Origin of the sequence: Faecalimonas sp. LCP19S3_D12 (assembly GCF_052121495.1) — a bacterium.
Classification (GTDB): domain Bacteria; phylum Bacillota; class Clostridia; order Lachnospirales; family Lachnospiraceae; genus Faecalimonas.
This window is the reverse complement of record NZ_JBQKED010000032.1, coordinates 20,886-38,253: the sequence shown is the minus strand read 5'-3', so window position 1 is coordinate 38,253 and position 17,368 is coordinate 20,886. Positions and strand designations below refer to the sequence as shown.

The 17,368-nt window shown below is 39.9% G+C and carries 18 protein-coding genes; 2 read left to right on the top strand and 16 right to left on the bottom strand.

The genetic code is table 11. From position 1 onward, the window contains the following. Positions 1–87: 87 nt before the first annotated feature. Positions 88–951, bottom strand: coding sequence for a peptidoglycan DD-metalloendopeptidase family protein (locus tag ACTQXY_RS10645; protein WP_441659429.1), 864 nt, complete (start codon positions 949–951; stop codon positions 88–90). Between the two features lie 56 nt (positions 952–1,007). Beyond that, a complete protein-coding gene (locus ACTQXY_RS10640; protein WP_441659428.1) occupies positions 1,008–2,456 on the bottom strand; it encodes a beta-Ala-His dipeptidase in 1,449 nt (482 codons plus the stop codon). 107 nt (positions 2,457–2,563) lie between these two features. On the opposite strand from ACTQXY_RS10640, the gene ACTQXY_RS10635 reads away from it, so the two are divergent. Next, positions 2,564–3,499 carry a transporter gene (locus ACTQXY_RS10635; protein WP_441659427.1) on the top strand — a complete coding sequence of 312 codons (936 nt, stop codon included), beginning with the start codon at positions 2,564–2,566 and terminating at the stop codon, positions 3,497–3,499. On the opposite strand, the gene ACTQXY_RS10630 is transcribed toward ACTQXY_RS10635, so the two are convergent. From ACTQXY_RS10630 to ACTQXY_RS10600, 7 genes are all read right to left on the bottom strand, one after another. Continuing rightward, positions 3,489–4,079 carry an ATPase gene (locus ACTQXY_RS10630; protein WP_441659426.1) on the bottom strand — a complete coding sequence of 197 codons (591 nt, stop codon included), beginning with the start codon at positions 4,077–4,079 and terminating at the stop codon, positions 3,489–3,491. The genes ACTQXY_RS10635 and ACTQXY_RS10630 overlap by 11 nt on opposite strands. 3 nt (positions 4,080–4,082) lie before the next feature. After that, a complete protein-coding gene (gene coaD, locus ACTQXY_RS10625) occupies positions 4,083–4,574 on the bottom strand; it encodes a pantetheine-phosphate adenylyltransferase (RefSeq protein WP_441659425.1) in 492 nt (163 codons plus the stop codon). 3 nt (positions 4,575–4,577) lie between these two features. Next, a complete protein-coding gene (rsmD, locus tag ACTQXY_RS10620) occupies positions 4,578–5,168 on the bottom strand; it encodes a 16S rRNA (guanine(966)-N(2))-methyltransferase RsmD (RefSeq protein ID WP_441659424.1) in 591 nt (196 codons plus the stop codon). A 92-nt stretch (positions 5,169–5,260) separates the two neighbouring features. Further along, on the bottom strand, positions 5,261–5,467 hold the full coding sequence (locus ACTQXY_RS10615; protein WP_004613760.1) for an alpha/beta-type small acid-soluble spore protein: 207 nt from the start codon (positions 5,465–5,467) through the stop codon (positions 5,261–5,263). A 129-nt stretch (positions 5,468–5,596) separates the two neighbouring features. Continuing rightward, positions 5,597–7,657, bottom strand: a complete 2,061-nt coding sequence (gene recG, locus ACTQXY_RS10610) for an ATP-dependent DNA helicase RecG (RefSeq protein ID WP_441659423.1) — start codon at positions 7,655–7,657, stop codon at positions 5,597–5,599. A 59-nt stretch (positions 7,658–7,716) separates the two neighbouring features. After that, complete coding sequence (locus tag ACTQXY_RS10605) at positions 7,717–9,375, bottom strand: DAK2 domain-containing protein (protein WP_441659422.1); 1,659 nt, start codon at positions 9,373–9,375, stop codon at positions 7,717–7,719. A gap of 18 nt (positions 9,376–9,393) precedes the next feature. Continuing rightward, positions 9,394–9,753 carry an Asp23/Gls24 family envelope stress response protein gene (locus ACTQXY_RS10600; RefSeq protein ID WP_441659421.1) on the bottom strand — a complete coding sequence of 120 codons (360 nt, stop codon included), beginning with the start codon at positions 9,751–9,753 and terminating at the stop codon, positions 9,394–9,396. A gap of 206 nt (positions 9,754–9,959) precedes the next feature. Between ACTQXY_RS10600 and rpmB the strand changes: the two genes are divergently transcribed. Further along, positions 9,960–10,148 (top strand): 50S ribosomal protein L28, encoded by a 189-nt coding sequence (gene rpmB / locus ACTQXY_RS10595; protein ID WP_004613766.1) that lies wholly within the window; start codon positions 9,960–9,962, stop codon positions 10,146–10,148. A 61-nt stretch (positions 10,149–10,209) separates the two neighbouring features. Here rpmB and ACTQXY_RS10590 read toward each other — a convergent pair whose 3' ends face one another. From ACTQXY_RS10590 to ACTQXY_RS10560, 7 genes are read right to left on the bottom strand one after another with little or no spacing between them, the layout of a single operon-like run. Continuing rightward, positions 10,210–10,347, bottom strand: a complete 138-nt coding sequence (locus ACTQXY_RS10590) for a hypothetical protein (RefSeq protein ID WP_022250390.1) — start codon at positions 10,345–10,347, stop codon at positions 10,210–10,212. A gap of 54 nt (positions 10,348–10,401) precedes the next feature. After that, entirely contained in the window at positions 10,402–10,788 is a 387-nt protein-coding gene (locus ACTQXY_RS10585) for a GerW family sporulation protein (protein ID WP_441659420.1), read from the bottom strand. A gap of 22 nt (positions 10,789–10,810) precedes the next feature. Next, complete coding sequence (locus ACTQXY_RS10580) at positions 10,811–11,707, bottom strand: DUF2953 domain-containing protein (protein ID WP_441659419.1); 897 nt, start codon at positions 11,705–11,707, stop codon at positions 10,811–10,813. 8 nt (positions 11,708–11,715) lie between these two features. After that, entirely contained in the window at positions 11,716–12,054 is a 339-nt protein-coding gene (locus ACTQXY_RS10575) for a hypothetical protein (protein WP_441659418.1), read from the bottom strand. Positions 12,055–12,071: 17 nt separating this feature from the next. Next, a complete protein-coding gene (locus ACTQXY_RS10570; protein WP_441659430.1) occupies positions 12,072–13,406 on the bottom strand; it encodes a penicillin-binding transpeptidase domain-containing protein in 1,335 nt (444 codons plus the stop codon). Positions 13,407–13,443: 37 nt separating this feature from the next. Then, on the bottom strand, positions 13,444–14,979 hold the full coding sequence (locus ACTQXY_RS10565) for an FtsW/RodA/SpoVE family cell cycle protein (RefSeq protein ID WP_441659417.1): 1,536 nt from the start codon (positions 14,977–14,979) through the stop codon (positions 13,444–13,446). 8 nt (positions 14,980–14,987) lie between these two features. Beyond that, positions 14,988–17,360 carry a U32 family peptidase gene (locus ACTQXY_RS10560; protein ID WP_441659416.1) on the bottom strand — a complete coding sequence of 791 codons (2,373 nt, stop codon included), beginning with the start codon at positions 17,358–17,360 and terminating at the stop codon, positions 14,988–14,990. Positions 17,361–17,368: the final 8 nt, after the last annotated feature.

The following is a 17,368-nucleotide window of genomic DNA, read 5'->3' as shown; positions in this document are numbered from 1 at the left end:
CAATATATTCCATCCACTCTAACAATTCTTTCATAAAGAAACACCTCTTTTCTCTTTAGTTTATCAGAAAAAAGGGATGTTCACAATTTATTTACTCATGCGTTTGTCGTGGTCAGAATACGCACATTTCAGCTTATACTGCTCCAGATACCGCATCACCCAATATGGATTGACACTCATCTCCTGACCGTTCGGATACACATAGATTCCCACATGCAGATGCACCGGAAATTTTCCTTTTGTACCTTCCTTCCCATAGCCTGTATCCCCCATGAATCCAATCACATCCCCGGCTTTCACTTGGTCTCCCTCTTTAATATCCGCATAGGAATCCAGATGTGCGTAATAAAAGTACCCACCGGAAGGCGCCAGAATACCGATACGGTATCCCCCTTTCGGAAGCCACCCTTTACTTTGTACGACACCATCCGTCATACTGACGATAGGATAATATCCTGAGACATCCTTTTTTGCCATCAAGTCACACCCTTCATGTCCGCGTTTTCCGCCATAGTTTCGTTCTTTCATCCATCCGTTTTCAAATACCACCGTTGCATCTTCGTCCGTGGTTGATTCCGGCACCGGAAAATATTTCACATCATCCCAGATTGCCTGATTGATTTTCAGATAAGCGCTCCATGCCTTTTTCTGTTCCCACGTCTTCTTTCGTTCGCAAAACGTTTTTTCTGTATATGTATATGGAAACGGCTGATAGCCAAACTTGCTTTCCAGCAGATAGATTCCTGCCTGCAGCCCTCTGCTCTGATCATCACAAAAACTGTTGATCATTTTTTCACCTAACTGCTGATCTCGAAATTCCATCTTCATAACTGTATTTTCACGCAACCGTTCCATTCTGCTTATCGACAGCAGTCTGCCAATCCATATTTCTGTAACAAAAGAAAATAGTAATACAAAAAGAAGTAATTGATATGCCTGTCTCTTCTTCACGACAAACTCCTTTTTGTATTACTATATGTTTTTCTTATCTTCAAATATGTATTGTTTTATTTACAATTTTTTAAGACTGCAAGCAGATAATCCCACATGCGCTGCACAGATGCAACTTCCAATTTTTCGTTCACAGAATGCACGTCGAACATGTTTGGTCCAAAGGATACGCAATCCAGTTCCGGAAGCTGTCCTGATAACAGACCGCATTCTAACCCTGCATGAATTGTAGCAACTACAGGGGCTTTCCCGAACATCTGCTCATAGGTATCGATCATAATCGGGCGAAGTTTTGAATCTGACTTGTACATCCATGCCGGATAGTCACAGGATACTTCTCCTTTTCCTCCTGTAAAAATAGCATATGCATTCAATGTCTCTTCCAGTTCTTTCTTTTTACTCTCCACAGAACTTCTCACCATAAAGATCAACTCGATACTATCCTCTTTTGTAGCTACGATTCCAAGATTCAAAGAACTCTCTACAAGTCCTTTCAGTTCACGGCTCAATCCTTGCACTCCATATGGTGTAGAAATTAACAGGAATACAACTTTATCTGTTGTATCTGCTGTGCATACATTCATTGTAGTTTCTTCAGAAAGTACAAATGAAATTTCCAAATTCGGCTCGTCTTTTCCAAATTCAGCTTTCACAGTCCCTGCAAGTTCTTCCACATATGCTTTGACGGCATCTTTCTGTGTTGTGTCCACTAAGATTTTTGCTTTCGATAACGGCGTGATAACATTGTCTTTTGTTCCGCCATTCATCTCAATCAGCGCATACGAAAATTGTGTTTTAAGACTGTTTAAAATTCTTCCGAGTATTTTGTTGGCATTCCCTCTTTGTTGATTAATCTCGATTCCAGAATGTCCGCCTCTCAATCCCCTCACAATAATCTCAGCCGCAGACCCTGTTTTTTCTTCTTTTGCCAATGGAAGCTTAATCGTATGTCTAAACCCGCCTGCGCATCCTGTCAGCAATGTTCCTTCTTCCTCAGAGTCAATATTGATCAGCATACGACCTTTTAATACAGAAAGATCGATTGCTCCTGCACCACCCATTCCAACTTCTTCATCTGTGGTAAAGACCGCTTCAATCGGCGGATGTTCAATCGTGTCACTGTCAAGAATTGCAAGTGCATATGCGATGGCAATTCCATCGTCTCCCCCAAGACTAGTATCTTTCGCCTTTAAAAATCCATTCTCCTCATATACTTCAATTGGATCTGTGTCAAAGTTATGTGCAGAATCGTCTGTTTTTTCACATACCATATCCAGATGCCCCTGAATGATCACCGGTTCACTGTTTTCAAATCCTGCTGTTCCGGCTTTTTTAATAATCACATTATTCGCCTCATCCTGAATACATTCCAAGCCTCGCTCTTTTGCAAAGCCTACACAATAATCACTGACTCTTTTTGTGTCAAATGTTGCTCTTGGAATCTTGCAAAGTTCTTCAAAAAAATGAAAAACTGATTTTGGTTCTAAGTGTTCTAATGCTGACATAATAAATTCCCTCTTTCCTTTAAAATTTTCCTATAATCTATTGTGTCACATCAGACATAAAAAATCAAGCATATCCATATATTATAAAAACAAATTGGAGGTCTGTTATGAGACGCTATGCCTTTCCTTTCAGTGTGATTTTATTATTTTTTATTATGCTTTCTTTCCCTCAGGAAGTATTTAACGGAGCTAGCGAAGGGTTGCTGCTTTGGTTTCAGATCGTCCTCCCTACCTTACTTCCATTTATTATCATCTCGAACGTCCTGATACAAACAAATTCCATCTCCATTCTATCCCGCATATTTGGTCCTGCTTTTCAGAAATTTTTCCACATTTCAATTGACGGAAGCTTTGTGGTACTTGCCGGATTTCTATGCGGCTATCCGATGGGCGCCAAAGTGACTTCAGACCTCATTTTAACGGGACGCATCACCAAAAGCGAAGGAACCTATCTGCTTTCTTTTTGCAACAATACAAGTCCCATGTTTATTATAAGCTATGTGATCTGGCAAAATCTACATGATCAGACTCTTCTTTTTCCATCCTTAGTGATTTTGTTTGCATCACCGATATTGTGCAGTTTTGTTTTTCGGAACATTTATAAAAAAGATTTTTCAACCAAAAGAGCAGGAAAAACCAGTATATCTTCCTGCATTCATTTTAACTTTGAGATCGTTGATACCTGCATCATGGATGGGTTCGAGACCATAACGAAAGTCGGGGGATACATCATATTGTTTTCCGTTCTGTTATCTCTTTTGCAGATGTTTCCAGTAAAATCAGCTTTTATATCAAACATATGCCTCCCGATGCTGGAAATCACCAATGGAATACCTATGTTATCTAAAAACATACTGTCCCAAACAGAAAAATATGTTTCTATACTTGCACTGACTTCTTTTGGAGGACTCTGTTCTGTTGCACAGACAAAATCCATGATTCGCCAATCCGGTCTGTCGATTGTTCCTTACATATTAGAAAAACTGGTCACCGCATTAGTAACCAGTCTGCTCGCTTTCTTTTATATTACACTTATCCATTAACATTGCCGCCAAATTCTGCTTCCATACCACGGTCAGATTTGTCCGGCACTTCCAACTCAGTACGATTTGTCCTCACGATATCATAACACTCTCTCAGAGAGTTCACCAATCCATCATACTTCGTCGTGTAGCTGTCCAAAGTGTGACCGATAATATTTTCCACATTCAGCATAACATCGTTTGTGTACTGCATCGCTCCGATTCGGATATCATTTGCATCGTTTGTTGCATTGTCCAAAATCTCCTGTGCCTGCTCCGTTGCTGCTGTCACAATGTCATTTGCCTGTGCATATGCCTGTTGCATAATCTCATGTTCACTCACCAATTCATTTGTGTGAATCTGAGCTTCCTCCAACATGCTCTCTGCCTTTGTGCGTGCATCTGCCAAAATTGCATCTTTGTTTGCAATAATCTTCTGATAACGCTTAATCTCATCAGGTGTCTTCATGCGAAGTTCACGGAGAAGCTCGTCCATCTGATCTTTATTTACAATAATCTTTGTTGTAGATAATGGCTGAAATTTACAACTGTCAATATATTCTTCAATTTCCTCAATAATTTGTTCAATACGACTGCTCATAATTTACACTCCTTTTCTTTCTTCTATCTTCTCTTTTATTTTTTTTACAATCACTTCCGGCACAAACTGTGTAATGTCTCCCCCAAAGCTTGCAACTTCTTTTACCGTTGTCGAGCTTAAAAAGGAAAACTCCAGACTTGTCGTTAAAAACAAGGTCTCAATCTCTGGTTCGATTTTTTGGTTCGTCTGTGACATCTGTAATTCATATTCAAAATCCGTAATTGCACGCAATCCCCGAACAATCACTTTTGCATCCATCTGCTTTGCAAATTCTACTAATAACCCCTCAAATGGAATGATCTTGACATTAGGGAAGTCTTTTGTCACTTCCTCTAACATTCTAACACGTTCTCCTACAGAAAACAACGGCGTTTTCGCTTTATTATTCAATATTCCGACAATTAATTCATCCGCAATGGAGGCAGAACGTCGAATGATATCCAGATGACCAAGTGTCACCGGATCAAAGCTTCCCGGATAAATGGCTCTTAGCATTCTTTAAGCCTCTCTTTCTAAAAATGTATGTTTATTAGTCTTATATATCTTTTCTTTAATAACAGAAAAACCAAGTTCCTCCACATAAGAAAACTCTGTATCCAAAGAACTTTCTACAATCACGACAGCATCTTCCGAAAGAATACTTGATGCAGAAAGATATTCCAATGCCTGCTTTTCCAGCATCTTACGGTATGGTGGATCCATGAAAATATAATCAAACTGATACTTTCCTTCCAGACGCTTCAACGCACTCACAACATCCATCTCCAAGAGCACCGCTTGTTTCGCAAGCTTTGTAAATGTAAGATTCTCACGAATACAGGTCATCGCCTTATGGTTCTGTTCTACAAACACCGCTTTTCTTGCTCCTCTGCTGAGTGCTTCTATTCCGATTGCTCCACTTCCGCTGAACAAATCCAAAAAACAGGAATCTGCAATCTCATGTGAAATCATATTAAATAATGTTTCTTTGATACGATCTGTCGTCGGTCTTGTCTCAAGTCCATCTATTGTTTTTAACTGTAAGCGTTTTGCGCTTCCTGCTATAACTCTCATACTGTTCCTTTCCTGAATAAAAATATCATTTCTCATTATACGAATTCCCTCGAAACTTGTCAATTACCGCATAGAAAAAACGTGCAAACCTTTTTAGATTTGCACGTTTTTCTAATCACATCTGTCAACTATTTCTCTGACATTTGTTTTTCCTGCTGCTCGATCATTTTTTTCACCATATAACCACCAACAGATCCGTTCTGTCTGGATGTTAAGTCTCCGTTGTATCCTTCTTTCAAAGGTACTCCAAGCTCACTTGCCACTTCATATTTAAATTTGTCTAAAGCTGCTTTTGCTTCCGGTACTGCTGTTCTGTTTGATGAACGACTTGCCATAATTCATTTCCTCCTCTAAATCTCTTTCCTTTTTATTTTGTAACTGTTTTGTTACAAGGATAGTATATGGAGAATTCGTAAACTTACACTAGAAATAGTTTCTTTTTTTGACAAATTCTGTCATGTGATTTAAAGTGTTGTTTCAAGCATTCCTTCCCGGATATATTTCTGCAAATACTCCCTAAGGTTCTGGTGATTTGGGTTTTCCAATTTTTCATCTTCCGAAATCAGCTGTTCCGCCGCCTCACTTGCACGCTGTAAAATCTTTGCATCCTGAAATACATCCCCTAATTTAAAATCCAAAATCCCGCTTTGACGAATACCAAATAAATCTCCCGGACCGCGAAGCTTCAAGTCTTCACTTGCAATGGAAAATCCATCATTCGATTTATTCAAAATAGAAAGCCGCTCTTTCGTCTCTTTCGACTTTGATGCACTCATAAAAATGCAGTATGACTGATGTTTTCCTCTTCCCACACGTCCTCGAAGCTGATGAAGCTGTGCGAGTCCAAAACGTTCTGCATTTTCCACCATCATCACCGTCGCATTCGGAACATTGATTCCTACTTCAATAACGGTCGTAGAGACAAGAATCTGAATTTCCCGTTTTCCAAACTGCTCCATGATCGCATCTTTTTCTGACTGCTTCATCTTTCCGTGCAGATATGCCACCTGAATGTTGTTCCCCATCTCTTCTTGCAGTGTTTTCGCATAATCAATTACATTTTCTGCCTCCAGATTTTCATTCTCTTCTATCATCGGGCAGATGACATAGCACTGTCGTCCTTCCAGCACCTGTTTTTTCATAAACTGATAGGCTGTCTTTCGATAATTAGTATCCACCACACAGTTTTTGATCGGGAGACGGTTGGCTGGAAGTTCATCGATGACAGAGATGTCCAAATCCCCATACAGGATAATTGCAAGTGTCCTCGGAATCGGAGTTGCACTCATCACAAGAATATGTGGTGTGTTTCCTTTTTCAGCAAGCTTTTCTCTTTGTTTCACGCCAAATCGATGCTGTTCATCGGTCACTACCAACGCCAGAGAATGATATTTTACCTTTTCCTGAATCAACGCATGTGTTCCAACAATAATCTGTGCTTCTCCTGATGCAATCCGCTCATATGCCATTCTTTTTTCTTTCGCAGTCATAGACCCTGTCAAAAGTTCCACACGAACCGAAATCTGATGTTCTTCTAACAATTCACAAATAGACTCAAAATGCTGTTTTGCAAGCACCTCTGTCGGCGCCATCAATGCTCCCTGATAGCCGTTGACAGCGGCAAGCAAAAGACCAAGCAAGGCAATAATCGTCTTTCCGGAGCCGACATCCCCCTGCACAAGCCTTGACATCACATGTGTTCCATTTAGATCTGCTTTGATTTCCTGCCAAACTTTTTGCTGGGCGCCTGTCAGTTCATATGGCAGTTTATGCATGAATTCTTCCACAGGTTTGGTACTCGCAAATGAAAATGTATTTTTACTCTTTTCATTTTTCTCTTTCATTTGCCGCAGCGCCAAAATAAACACAAGAAATTCTTCAAACACAAGACGCTCTCTGGCAGTATAAAATTCCTCTTTGTCTACTGGAAAATGAATTCCCTGTATCGCATAATTGTATTCCGCAAGATGATAGCGAGTTCGGACATCCGGCGGAAGGAAATCCTGCTTCAAATCCAAATAGGAAATTGCCTGTTTCATCGCTTTGACAACAGCATTGTTCGTAAGTCCGGCAGTCAATGCATAATTGGGTTGTAGTGTGTTGAGTTTTTCCTCATATAACACGCTTGGATAAAAAATTTCCGGCTGCTCCATAAGAAGTGTTCCTTTCCTCCGTACGACTTTTCCACGGAGTGTGACCACGCCCCCTTTTTGAAACGTATTTCGCAAAAAAGGCATTCGGAACCAGACAACACGCAAAGTTCCTGTGACATCCTTCACATAAATGGTTGTAACCTGCATACTGGTTCTGCCAGAGAGCTGTACTTTCCCATAGATAGCACCTGTGACCGTCACAGTCCTGCCCTCGTCTATCTCTGCAATCGGGGTTGCTTCCTCATACACTTCATATCCTTTCGGAAAATGTCGAAGCAACTCTCCAATCGTAAAAATGTTCAATTTTTGGAATAATTTTTCTGTCTTCTCGCCAATCCCTTTCAGTGAGCTGATCGTTGATTGCTCATTCATATTTCTGTCTCCTATTTCAGAAAAAACGGGAGATATCACTTCTCCCGTTTTTGTCACTCTTATTCTACTGCCAATACATAATAATAAATCGGCTGACCTCCAAAATGTGTGTCCACATCTACACTTGGATACTTTTCTTCAATCTCTGCTGTCAGTCTTTCTGCGTCTTCTTCGCTGACATCTGCTCCATAGTAGATGCTGATTAATTCAGAATCTTCATCCACAAGCGCTTCCAACATCTCTTTTGTCGTCGCTGCGATATCAGTTCCCACTGCAATGATACCGGAATCACCAATTCCCATGATATCATCTTTGTGGATCTCCTTATCATCGATATGTGTATCTCGCACTGCATATGTTACCTGTCCGGTCTTGACATTCTTGATCTCTTCTAACATGACTTCTTCATTTTCTTCTGCCGATAAATCTGGAACAAAATTAATGATTGCAGTAATTCCCTGCGGAACCGTCTTTGTAGGAATAACAATTACTTCCTTATCTTTCACTAAAGATTTTGCCTGGTTTGCCGCTAATGTAATATTTTTGTTATTCGGGAAAATAAATACATGTTTTGCATTGACTTCATCAATCGCATTCAACATGTCATCTGTACTCGGATTCATTGTCTGACCACCTTCAATGATATAGTCCACTCCAAGCTCTTTAAAAATCTCATTCAGACCTTCTCCGATGGAAACGGCAATAAAACCGAACTCTTTCTGGGCTTCTTTTTTCTTTTCTTTCTGTTCTTTTGCAAGCTTCTGTGCATCACGGATCAATTTTTCTTCATGCTCTTCGCGCATATTATCAATCTTCATACGAGAAAGCTGCCCATATGTCAATGCCTTTTGAATTGCAAGTCCCGGGTCATTGGTGTGTACATGTACTTTTACAATCTCATCATCTGCCACACATACGATTGAATCACCGATGGATTCCAGATACGCCTTGAATGTTTTCTCATCTTCCTCTGTAAATTCTCTCTCTGCCATGATGATGAATTCTGTACAGTAACCGAATTTGATCTCCGTCGCCATCTCTGCGCCAACCTTCGTCACAGCAGCACCTGTGCTGGAAGCAATCGCACTGTAATCAATTTCTTTTCCTAAAAATGCATCATATGCCCCTTTCAACACTTCCAAAAGTCCCTGTCCGCCGGAATCAACTACTCCAGCTTCTTTTAATACTGGAAGCATATCCGGAGTCTTCGATAATACATGTTCTGCATGCTTAATAATCTCTGGGATAAACACTTCCAAATCATCTGTCTCCTCTGCAAGCTCCCATCCTTTATCTGCAATTCCACGCGCAACAGTCAAAATCGTTCCCTCTTTTGGCTTCATAACCGCTTTGTACGCCGTCTCTTTCGCCTTATCAAGTGCGTTCGCAAGTATCAGGCAGTCAATCTCTTTGACTTCTTTGATTGCTTTTGTAAATCCTCTGAAAAGCTGCGAAAGAATTACTCCTGAGTTTCCTCTGGCACCTCTTAAAGAGCCAGACGAAATTGCCTTTGCCAAATCCTTCATATTGAGTTTTTCCAATGCAGAAACTTCTTTTGCTGCTGCCATGATCGTAAGCGACATATTCGTTCCCGTATCCCCATCCGGTACCGGAAAAACATTCAATTCATTTATAAATTCTTTTTTTGCCTCGATATTTCCGGCGCCTGCCAAAAACATCTTTGCGAGCATCTCTACATTTATTGTCTTCGTTGCCACAATCACTTCCTCCTTAAATTAATCGATTACTCTTACGCCTTCAATATAAATGTTAATCTTATTCACTGTCATTCCGGTGAACTCTTCTACTTTATATTTTACGTTGCTGATTAAATTATCAGTAACGGCTGAAATACTCACACCATAGGATACGATTACATGGAAATTCAAAGTAAGCTTATTATCTTCTGAGATCTCCACCTGAATTCCATGCGTCAGACTTTCCTTTTTCAAAAGCTTTACAAGACCATCTTTCACACTGACTGCTGCCATACCAACGATTCCAAAACATTCTACAGCTACAGTTCCCGCATATTTTGCAATGACTTCCGGTGCAATTGTAATGATTCCTAATTCTGTACTCATACATCCTTTCATACTCTATTCCCTCCAATTTTGTTATGGATTTTCAATTTATGCATATTTAACGTTTATATTATACTCTGTTTTGCCAGTTTTTACAACAACTTCTAAACCCTTTCTTCAAATTGTTAAATAAGTACTTGCAAATTAAACTTTTTTCTGCTAGAATAACTTATGTTGTGAGTCTGGTATGACTATTAAGATCGTTAGGAGGTGCAATCATGGCTAAATGTGCTATTTGTGAAAAGGGTGCTCATTTCGGAAATAACGTAAGTCACTCTCATAGAAAAACACCAAAGATGTGGAAATCAAACGTAAAATCAGTAAGAGTAAAAGCTGAAGGTGGAAATACAAAGAAAATGTATGTATGTACTTCATGTTTAAAATCTGGCAGAGTTGAACGTGCTTAATTTTACACAGAATGAAACGAGATGATTTTTCATCTCGTTTTTTTGTGCATCTATTACTATCCTATCCGCAAAATAAATTATAACCAACTATGAGACATATAAAAATCAACACAAGACCAACAAAGACATTTGGCAGCATCAGCATAATCAGCATTCCAACTGCTATAAAAAATAATGCAAACCCAATTACTTTTTTCATTGCTCTACTCCATATAGTGTATCCTCTTTTTATTATATGTCTCATTCTTCCAAATTATTCTGCGTCGTTCAACATATCCGCAACATCCTTTTCTGTTACTTTCTCCTCTTTTTTAGAAGAAAACCGATCAACTACATCAGGAACCATATCTAAAATCTTTGTGATCGTATCCTGATTTTTGATATTTACAAGTTTTGTCTTTCCGTCTTGGATCACAAGCACCGCACACGGTGACATCTTTCCGCCAAGTCCACCGGCGCCTTTTTCCTTTTTATCTCCCTGAAATGAGCCAGCACCCACGGCAAACGAAACGTCTACCAACGGTAAAATAATTGTATCTCCAATGTGAATTGCATCACCGACAACTGTCTTTGACGAAACAACGCTGTCCATTCCATGAAATAAAGCTTCCACTGTTGCATTAAATTTGTTATCCTCCATTTTGTATTCCTCCTTGCATATTTTATAATTTGAATGTTTTTATATGTTCATATGTGGTTCTTATTTGTTTATCAAAAAATAAATTCCACAAAACAATCACTGCATAAATTCCTCGAATGCGCCCTTTGATCAGAAGATGTCCTTCTAATACCTGCTGTTCAAAATTCGGATAGATATCTATATGTTCTCCATAAAGCGGATAAAGCATACTCAACACAGCCAGTGCCCGCCCCGTATTATAGGGATCTTCCAATCCAAATTGCACAGAACCTGTAAGTTTCTTCGGTCTTAAAAAACGAAGGATTCTGAATGCTTCTCTTTTCAAGCGAATCCATGCAGCTTTGTGAATGGGCTCCGAAAGAAACTCTGTTAATTTTTCTTTTTTGTCCAAAAGCACTTTTACCTTATCACACATTGTCTGATATGTATATTTTATCTTTTGAATCAGAGATGTTTTTTTCTTTTTCGCAGTTTCTGCCGTCTCCCCACACTTCCTTGCAGTGCGGTTCCTTCTTACTTTCTTTTCCTGAAAATCTTTTTTTATTGGAATGTTTGTCGGCTCTACTTTCGGATGCACTTCTTCCTTCCTTTTTTCTTGGCTCTTCTTAGCCTTTTTTTTCTTGTGTGTCTCATTCGGAATTGCTTCAATATGCTCCGTCTGGTTCAGTTTTTTACAAGCAAGCCGAATCTGCCAGCAAAATTCGCCATTTTGATATTTAAAATATCCGGAAAACAGATATAAGAGCCACGAAAACCGAGCATGTGCATCGATACTTTCAAACGTCCCTGCACTTTCTGCCTCGATTTGATATCGGACAGGCACAAAAAGCACAATGCAAACAAGCAATACTGCAATCCCCAGTATTGCCGCCAGAAGAATTCCTATGATTTTTAAAATCCATAATATAATCTGGAACATGTCTGCACCTACACTTTTTCCTCTTCAAACTTTTTTTGTTGTTCTAGCAAATACTTGCGTATTTTCATATCTCCTGTCACATCATACACTTCCTGTGCAATCTTTTCCACTAAGTACAGCGCCTCTTCAAAACCATCAGCAATACCAACTACAAATAGCCTTCGCTTTTTCCAGCCCCTTTGCAGCAGCAATGCCGCATCGTAAAATTCAAGATTATTATTCGCATTTTCTGCAAGAACAATCACATATTTATTCAACTGTATTTTATCATGTTCTAACTTATATATGATGCCCTCTTTTTTTTCTTTTAATCCATCACTTAAATACAGATTATGATAATATTTCATATGGATCCCTCAATTATTTAATAGTAATACGCATTTAGAACCTGTTTTGCAACCGACACTGCACTCATTCCAGAATTATCTGCACTTTCTACCACCGCACTGATTACAAGTTCTGGATTGTCTACATTGGTAAACCCTGTAAACCATGAATGGGCTTTTTCTTTATCACTGCTGTACTCTGCTGTCCCTGTTTTTCCGGCTACCGTATAGCTTTCTCCGCTAAGCGCCGTCCCCGTTCCATGATCGATAACACCTTCCATATACTCTTTCAGTTTTGCCGCCTCTTCTGAAGTCATAAGCGTTTCGTATGTTTCCGGAACATTTTTCTTAACTGTCGTTCCTGTATAATTTTCGGTATGATCGACCAAATATGGTTTCATCAACGTACCTCCATTTGCGATTGCAGCTGAAATCAGCGTCATATGATAGGGACTAGTCTGTGTTTTCCCCTGACCAATTGCCGTCATCATAATTTCACTGTCTGTCGCATTTTTGTCTACGCGAAATTTGCTTTGACTGTAAGGCAGTACAGAAGGAAGCTTTTTATTGAACAGCAACTCTTCTGCCGTCTTTCTGTACGCTTCTTTATCCAACATCAAACCAATATTGGAGTATGATGCATTGCAGGAATTGGCAAGCGAATCCGCTAAATTTTCCTCACCATGCGCCCTGTTTCCCGCACAGTGAATCGTCGTCCCTTCATGGGTGATCTCACTTTCACAATAATAACTATAATTTTCAAAATCCGAATATTCTCGCATATATTCTAAGGTTGTGACTAACTTAAAGGTAGATCCCGGTGCATACGCTCCCTGTGTCGCCCGGTTCAGAAGCGAACTGTTCTCATCTGTAGTCAGCCATTCCCAGTCTTCTGAAATGGTATTCGGGTCAAATGTCGGTTTGGACACCATGGCAAGTATCTTTCCTGTACTTGCTTCCATGACAACAACCGCCCCCTTATGGTCTCCCAATGCATCATAGGCTGCTTGCTGAAGTTTACTGTCAAGTGTTGTAACTACATTGTCACCAATATTTTTTTCTTCTTTAAATTCTTTTACAATCTTCTCTACAAAAAAAGCATTTGATGTCAGTAAATCAAAATTTTCCACGGATTCCAGCCCCGACTTCCCTTTTGAGTCATACCCTACTACATGTGCATACACATCTCCATAAGGATAATTTCTTGTCTCGGTTCCATCCTCCGCAACTTCTGTCTCGGCCAGCACCTCTCCGTTTTTATCTAAAATACTTCCTCGTACAACTCGGTCAGAAAGGGAATCCATACGCACATTATAAGGACTGTTGATAATTGCCTTGCTTCGCACAACATTGAAATATACCAGGTACCCCATCATTACCAGAAAAAGTGTCACAAAAAAATATGTCACCCTAGCGAATTCTTTGTTTGTTGATTTCTTTTTCTTTGTTCGTTTTTTCTCTTCTCTGCGGTCGTCTTGCTGCATCTTTTTCGCGCTCGTTCTTTTTTTCGCCGGCTGTACTTCTTCTCTTGATTGTTGTCCTTTGCGTGTCTTGCGAACTCTTTCGTCTTCCGGCAGTCTCCGACCGTCTTGTCTGCTTTTTCTGTGCTCGTAATTGCTGTTCTTTTCTTCTCTCAATATCTTCTTCCTCATCTTCTCTTAAAATATACAATCCCTGAATAATTGCAAACATAATCAAAGTGCTCAATACAGAACTTCCTCCATAACTGACCAGAGGAAGGGTCACTCCTGTTGATGGGATAAATTTTGTCACACCACCAATGGTCAGAAATGATTGGAAAATGAAGCAAGTTCCAAGTCCCAGTGCCACCAGCTTATAAAAGCGGTTATGAAGCTGCATTGCAATATTCAAAAACATTACATAACAGCTTAAGAAAATCAATATGATGCAAAGTGCAAAAATCAGTCCCATCTCTTCACAAATTGCCGAGAAAATAAAATCCGTCTCTGCTACCGGAATCGCATCTGCCTTTCCCTGAAACAATCCGGTTCCAAACCAGCTCCCTGTTCCAATCGCAAACAAAGACTGTGCCACCTGATACCCACCATTCTGATAAGAGGCGAAAGGATCTTTCCATACAATCACACGGACACGGACATGGTTAAACAAATAGTAAGCCACGACAGACGCTGCCGCTCCTGCGCCAAGACCAGCAAATACATATAGCGGCTGACTTGTGGCCACATACAGCATAACAAGATACACAATAAAAATAATCAATGCCGCGCCCAAATCCTTAGATGCAACCAGAATCAACACATGAAAAGCCGCTAATGCCGTTGTAATCACAATATCTTTAAATGCTTTGGAGTGATAAAAGCTGGATGCAACAAAAAACACAAACAATATCTTTACAAATTCGGAAGGCTGAACTCCAACACCTCCCACCATAAATCCCAGTTTTGCTCCAAATTGTTCAGTTCCCACAACAACAACTGCAGCCAATGCAACAATTCCCACACCACAGTACAGCCATCTCCACTCGGAGAGTTGTTTCACTTTCCGGATGATCACCGGAACTGCCAGACTGATCGCCACGCCGCCCGCTGCAATAACACATTGCTTCACTGCCTTATTATAAGACAATCTTGTGATCATGATAAAACCAATTGTCATAAGCATACACATATTATTGACTACAAGGCGTGAAGCCTTTGGATAAATCCATGTATACAGCAGTATGATTGCCAAAAGCAGTACTACCTGTACCGCATAAAATATCAAAATCTTTATTTCTCCGATTTTAAAATACATTCCCGCAAACGCAAGAAAATGTATCATAAACATCAATTTATTCTGGTTCCGCAAAATACGCCGCTTTTTGTCTCCGTCCGCATATCCGAAGACAGTGAAGCATTCGTATGTATACATCGTAATCAAAATGATCATGAGGTATTTCGCACATTCTACTATAATATTTGCCAATTTCTCACCTACTTTATTCCCCTCTTAAAATGTCCTCTTGTAAATTCCATATCCGGTTCTCTTGCTGCCTGATTTTCCAAAAAGACGGCTCGATATAAGTCCAATACTTTCCTTACGGTATCTTTCTTTTCAATTGTAAACTGGAGACGCATAGCCTTTGGCATCAATTCCTCAATTTCTTGTTTTTGATCTGTCAGAACGATCGGCAAGGAATTATATATGATATTATAACAATAATCACAATTGTTTTTCACAAAAAACTCTTTTTGGTATCGGTCCTTCATCACAAGTATTCCTTTTTCTTTTCGACATCCAGATACCGTCTTTGTCACACATTGTGCTGACACCATCATCGGCACATGTCCATAGACGACCAGTTCACTGCTTTCCAGCCCTACTTCTCTTAATTCATTATAATTTAATTCCAGTGGCGCTGTTGTTGCCTCCACCTCTTCTTTCATCCAGAATTTCTTCGCATATCGATTGAATTGATACAGATTATAGTCTGTGACAATATTGCCTTGGTAGCCATGTGCCTTCAGAAACTGATAACTCTCATAATTTCGTATCAGCACACCATCCCACGCCGCTTCAAAAATATGGGCATAACAAGTTTCATACTTTGCGTTTGCATCTGTCCTGAAAATATGTGGCATTCCAAGATAAATTGTTTTTCCCCGTTCATGCACACTTTGAATCATATCATTCAGATTCGGATTTTCCCATATGCGATCCGCAAGATTACAATCCAGATAAATTCTCTGCACAGAAGACTCTTTTAAAACTTCCAAAAGCTGTTCCCTCGTTTCTACAGAAACATAAAAGCAATTGCATTTTTTGTCTGCAGCCACTGATTCCTCCATGTATTTTGGAGTACCAGAACTTTTTCTTCTTGTCTTTTGCAGAATCTGATCTTCCAATGTATCTAATGCTTTCCTTCTAAGTTCATTCAGACTCTGCATCGGCAGGAACACATTACCCAAAAGCTCTATCTGCAAATGTTCAAATTCAAACTCCGTGTTCCCGGTTTTTCGCATCTGCTTTTCAATTCTTTCTATTTGCATCGGCTGATTAAAAGCCTCCTGTACAGGCTCCCCAATCAATTCCACTGTACAATCTTGATAGACTACTTCCAGTTTAGCAGGTTCTCCAACAGAAAGTATTAATTTTCCATTGATTTTTTCTTTTACTTTTCTTGATATGATAGTATCATGGATTTCGTTTATCAGACTTTCGTTTCGTGTTCGATTCAAAATCTGCCTTTTTTTCATATTCTGGCGTTTATGAGAATAAAACGTAATTGTCTGCCCCTTCTTTGCACTATCGGAAAATGTATAATTGTCATTCTGTGTCGGAAGCTCCACAACATCTCCTGCATGAATATCCGTAATTGCCTTTGCCGTCACAGTCTTTCCACTCTGTGAAACTACCTGCAGTGCCGGTACTCCCGCATGGTTTGGTCTGTCCAAGGACAGCATCTTGCGTCCATTTCTTGTATGATAATAGCCACCATGAGATCCTCCGCGGTTGTATAAATCCATGAGCATCTGTCTGTCTTTGGGATCTATACAAAACGCTTTCTCCCCATGTTCCAAATATTGATCTGTATACTTTCGATACATTGCAGTGACAAGCGCAACGTATTCGGGCTTTTTCATGCGTCCTTCGATTTTAAACGAATCAATTCCCGCTTCCACAAGCTCCGGTATATACTCCAAAGTACAAATATCCTTCAGACTCAGCACATACGAGCTTTCCTTGCTGCCATTTACTTTATACGGCAGTCTGCAGGGCTGTGCACACTGACCGCGATTTCCGCTGCGCCCTCCAAGCATACTACTATATAAGCATTGACCCGAATAGCAATAGCAAAGTGCTCCGTGTACAAAACTTTCAATCTCGACGTTAGTCTTTTCTCTGATATCTTTAATCTCTTCCAGCTGAAGTTCTCTGGCTGTCACAACTCGCTCTGCTCCCTGCTCTTCCAAAAAACGGGCGCCGAGCGCATTCGTGATCGTCATCTGTGTACTTGCATGAATCGGCAAATCCAAAAAATGTTCCTTTACAAATTGCAGAACACCGATATCCTGTACAATAATCGCATCCAGCCCTCTTTCATAGTATGGACGCAAATATTCATAAAATGACTCCCTTAATTCTTTCTCTTTCAAAAGAGTATTTACTGTCAGGTAAATCTTTCTTCCGTGCAGATGCACATAATCAATTGCTTCTAATAATTGTTCTTCGATCAGGTTATGAGCATATGCTCTTGCACCAAATCGACTGCCGCCAATATAGACTGCATCTGCTCCTGCCGCAATTGCCGCTTTCATGCTTTCATAAGATCCTGCCGGCGATAAAATTTCAATTTTTCTTTTCATATATTTCC

Coding starts and splice junctions, on each gene's coding strand:
- ACTQXY_RS10640 (WP_441659428.1), bottom strand. CDS start 2,456: ATGTCAGCATTAGAACACTTAGAACCAAAATCAGTTTTTCATTTTTTT.
- ACTQXY_RS10635 (WP_441659427.1), top strand. CDS start 2,564: ATGAGACGCTATGCCTTTCCTTTCAGTGTGATTTTATTATTTTTTATT.
- ACTQXY_RS10630 (WP_441659426.1), bottom strand. CDS start 4,079: ATGAGCAGTCGTATTGAACAAATTATTGAGGAAATTGAAGAATATATT.
- coaD (WP_441659425.1), bottom strand. CDS start 4,574: ATGCTAAGAGCCATTTATCCGGGAAGCTTTGATCCGGTGACACTTGGT.
- rsmD (WP_441659424.1), bottom strand. CDS start 5,168: ATGAGAAATGATATTTTTATTCAGGAAAGGAACAGTATGAGAGTTATA.
- ACTQXY_RS10615 (WP_004613760.1), bottom strand. CDS start 5,467: ATGGCAAGTCGTTCATCAAACAGAACAGCAGTACCGGAAGCAAAAGCA.
- recG (WP_441659423.1), bottom strand. CDS start 7,657: ATGAATGAGCAATCAACGATCAGCTCACTGAAAGGGATTGGCGAGAAG.
- ACTQXY_RS10600 (WP_441659421.1), bottom strand. CDS start 9,753: ATGAAAGGATGTATGAGTACAGAATTAGGAATCATTACAATTGCACCG.
- rpmB (WP_004613766.1), top strand. CDS start 9,960: ATGGCTAAATGTGCTATTTGTGAAAAGGGTGCTCATTTCGGAAATAAC.
- ACTQXY_RS10590 (WP_022250390.1), bottom strand. CDS start 10,347: ATGAAAAAAGTAATTGGGTTTGCATTATTTTTTATAGCAGTTGGAATG.
- ACTQXY_RS10585 (WP_441659420.1), bottom strand. CDS start 10,788: ATGGAGGATAACAAATTTAATGCAACAGTGGAAGCTTTATTTCATGGA.
- ACTQXY_RS10580 (WP_441659419.1), bottom strand. CDS start 11,707: ATGTTCCAGATTATATTATGGATTTTAAAAATCATAGGAATTCTTCTG.
- ACTQXY_RS10575 (WP_441659418.1), bottom strand. CDS start 12,054: ATGAAATATTATCATAATCTGTATTTAAGTGATGGATTAAAAGAAAAA.
- ACTQXY_RS10570 (WP_441659430.1), bottom strand. CDS start 13,406: ATGGGGTACCTGGTATATTTCAATGTTGTGCGAAGCAAGGCAATTATC.
- ACTQXY_RS10560 (WP_441659416.1), bottom strand. CDS start 17,360: ATGAAAAGAAAAATTGAAATTTTATCGCCGGCAGGATCTTATGAAAGC.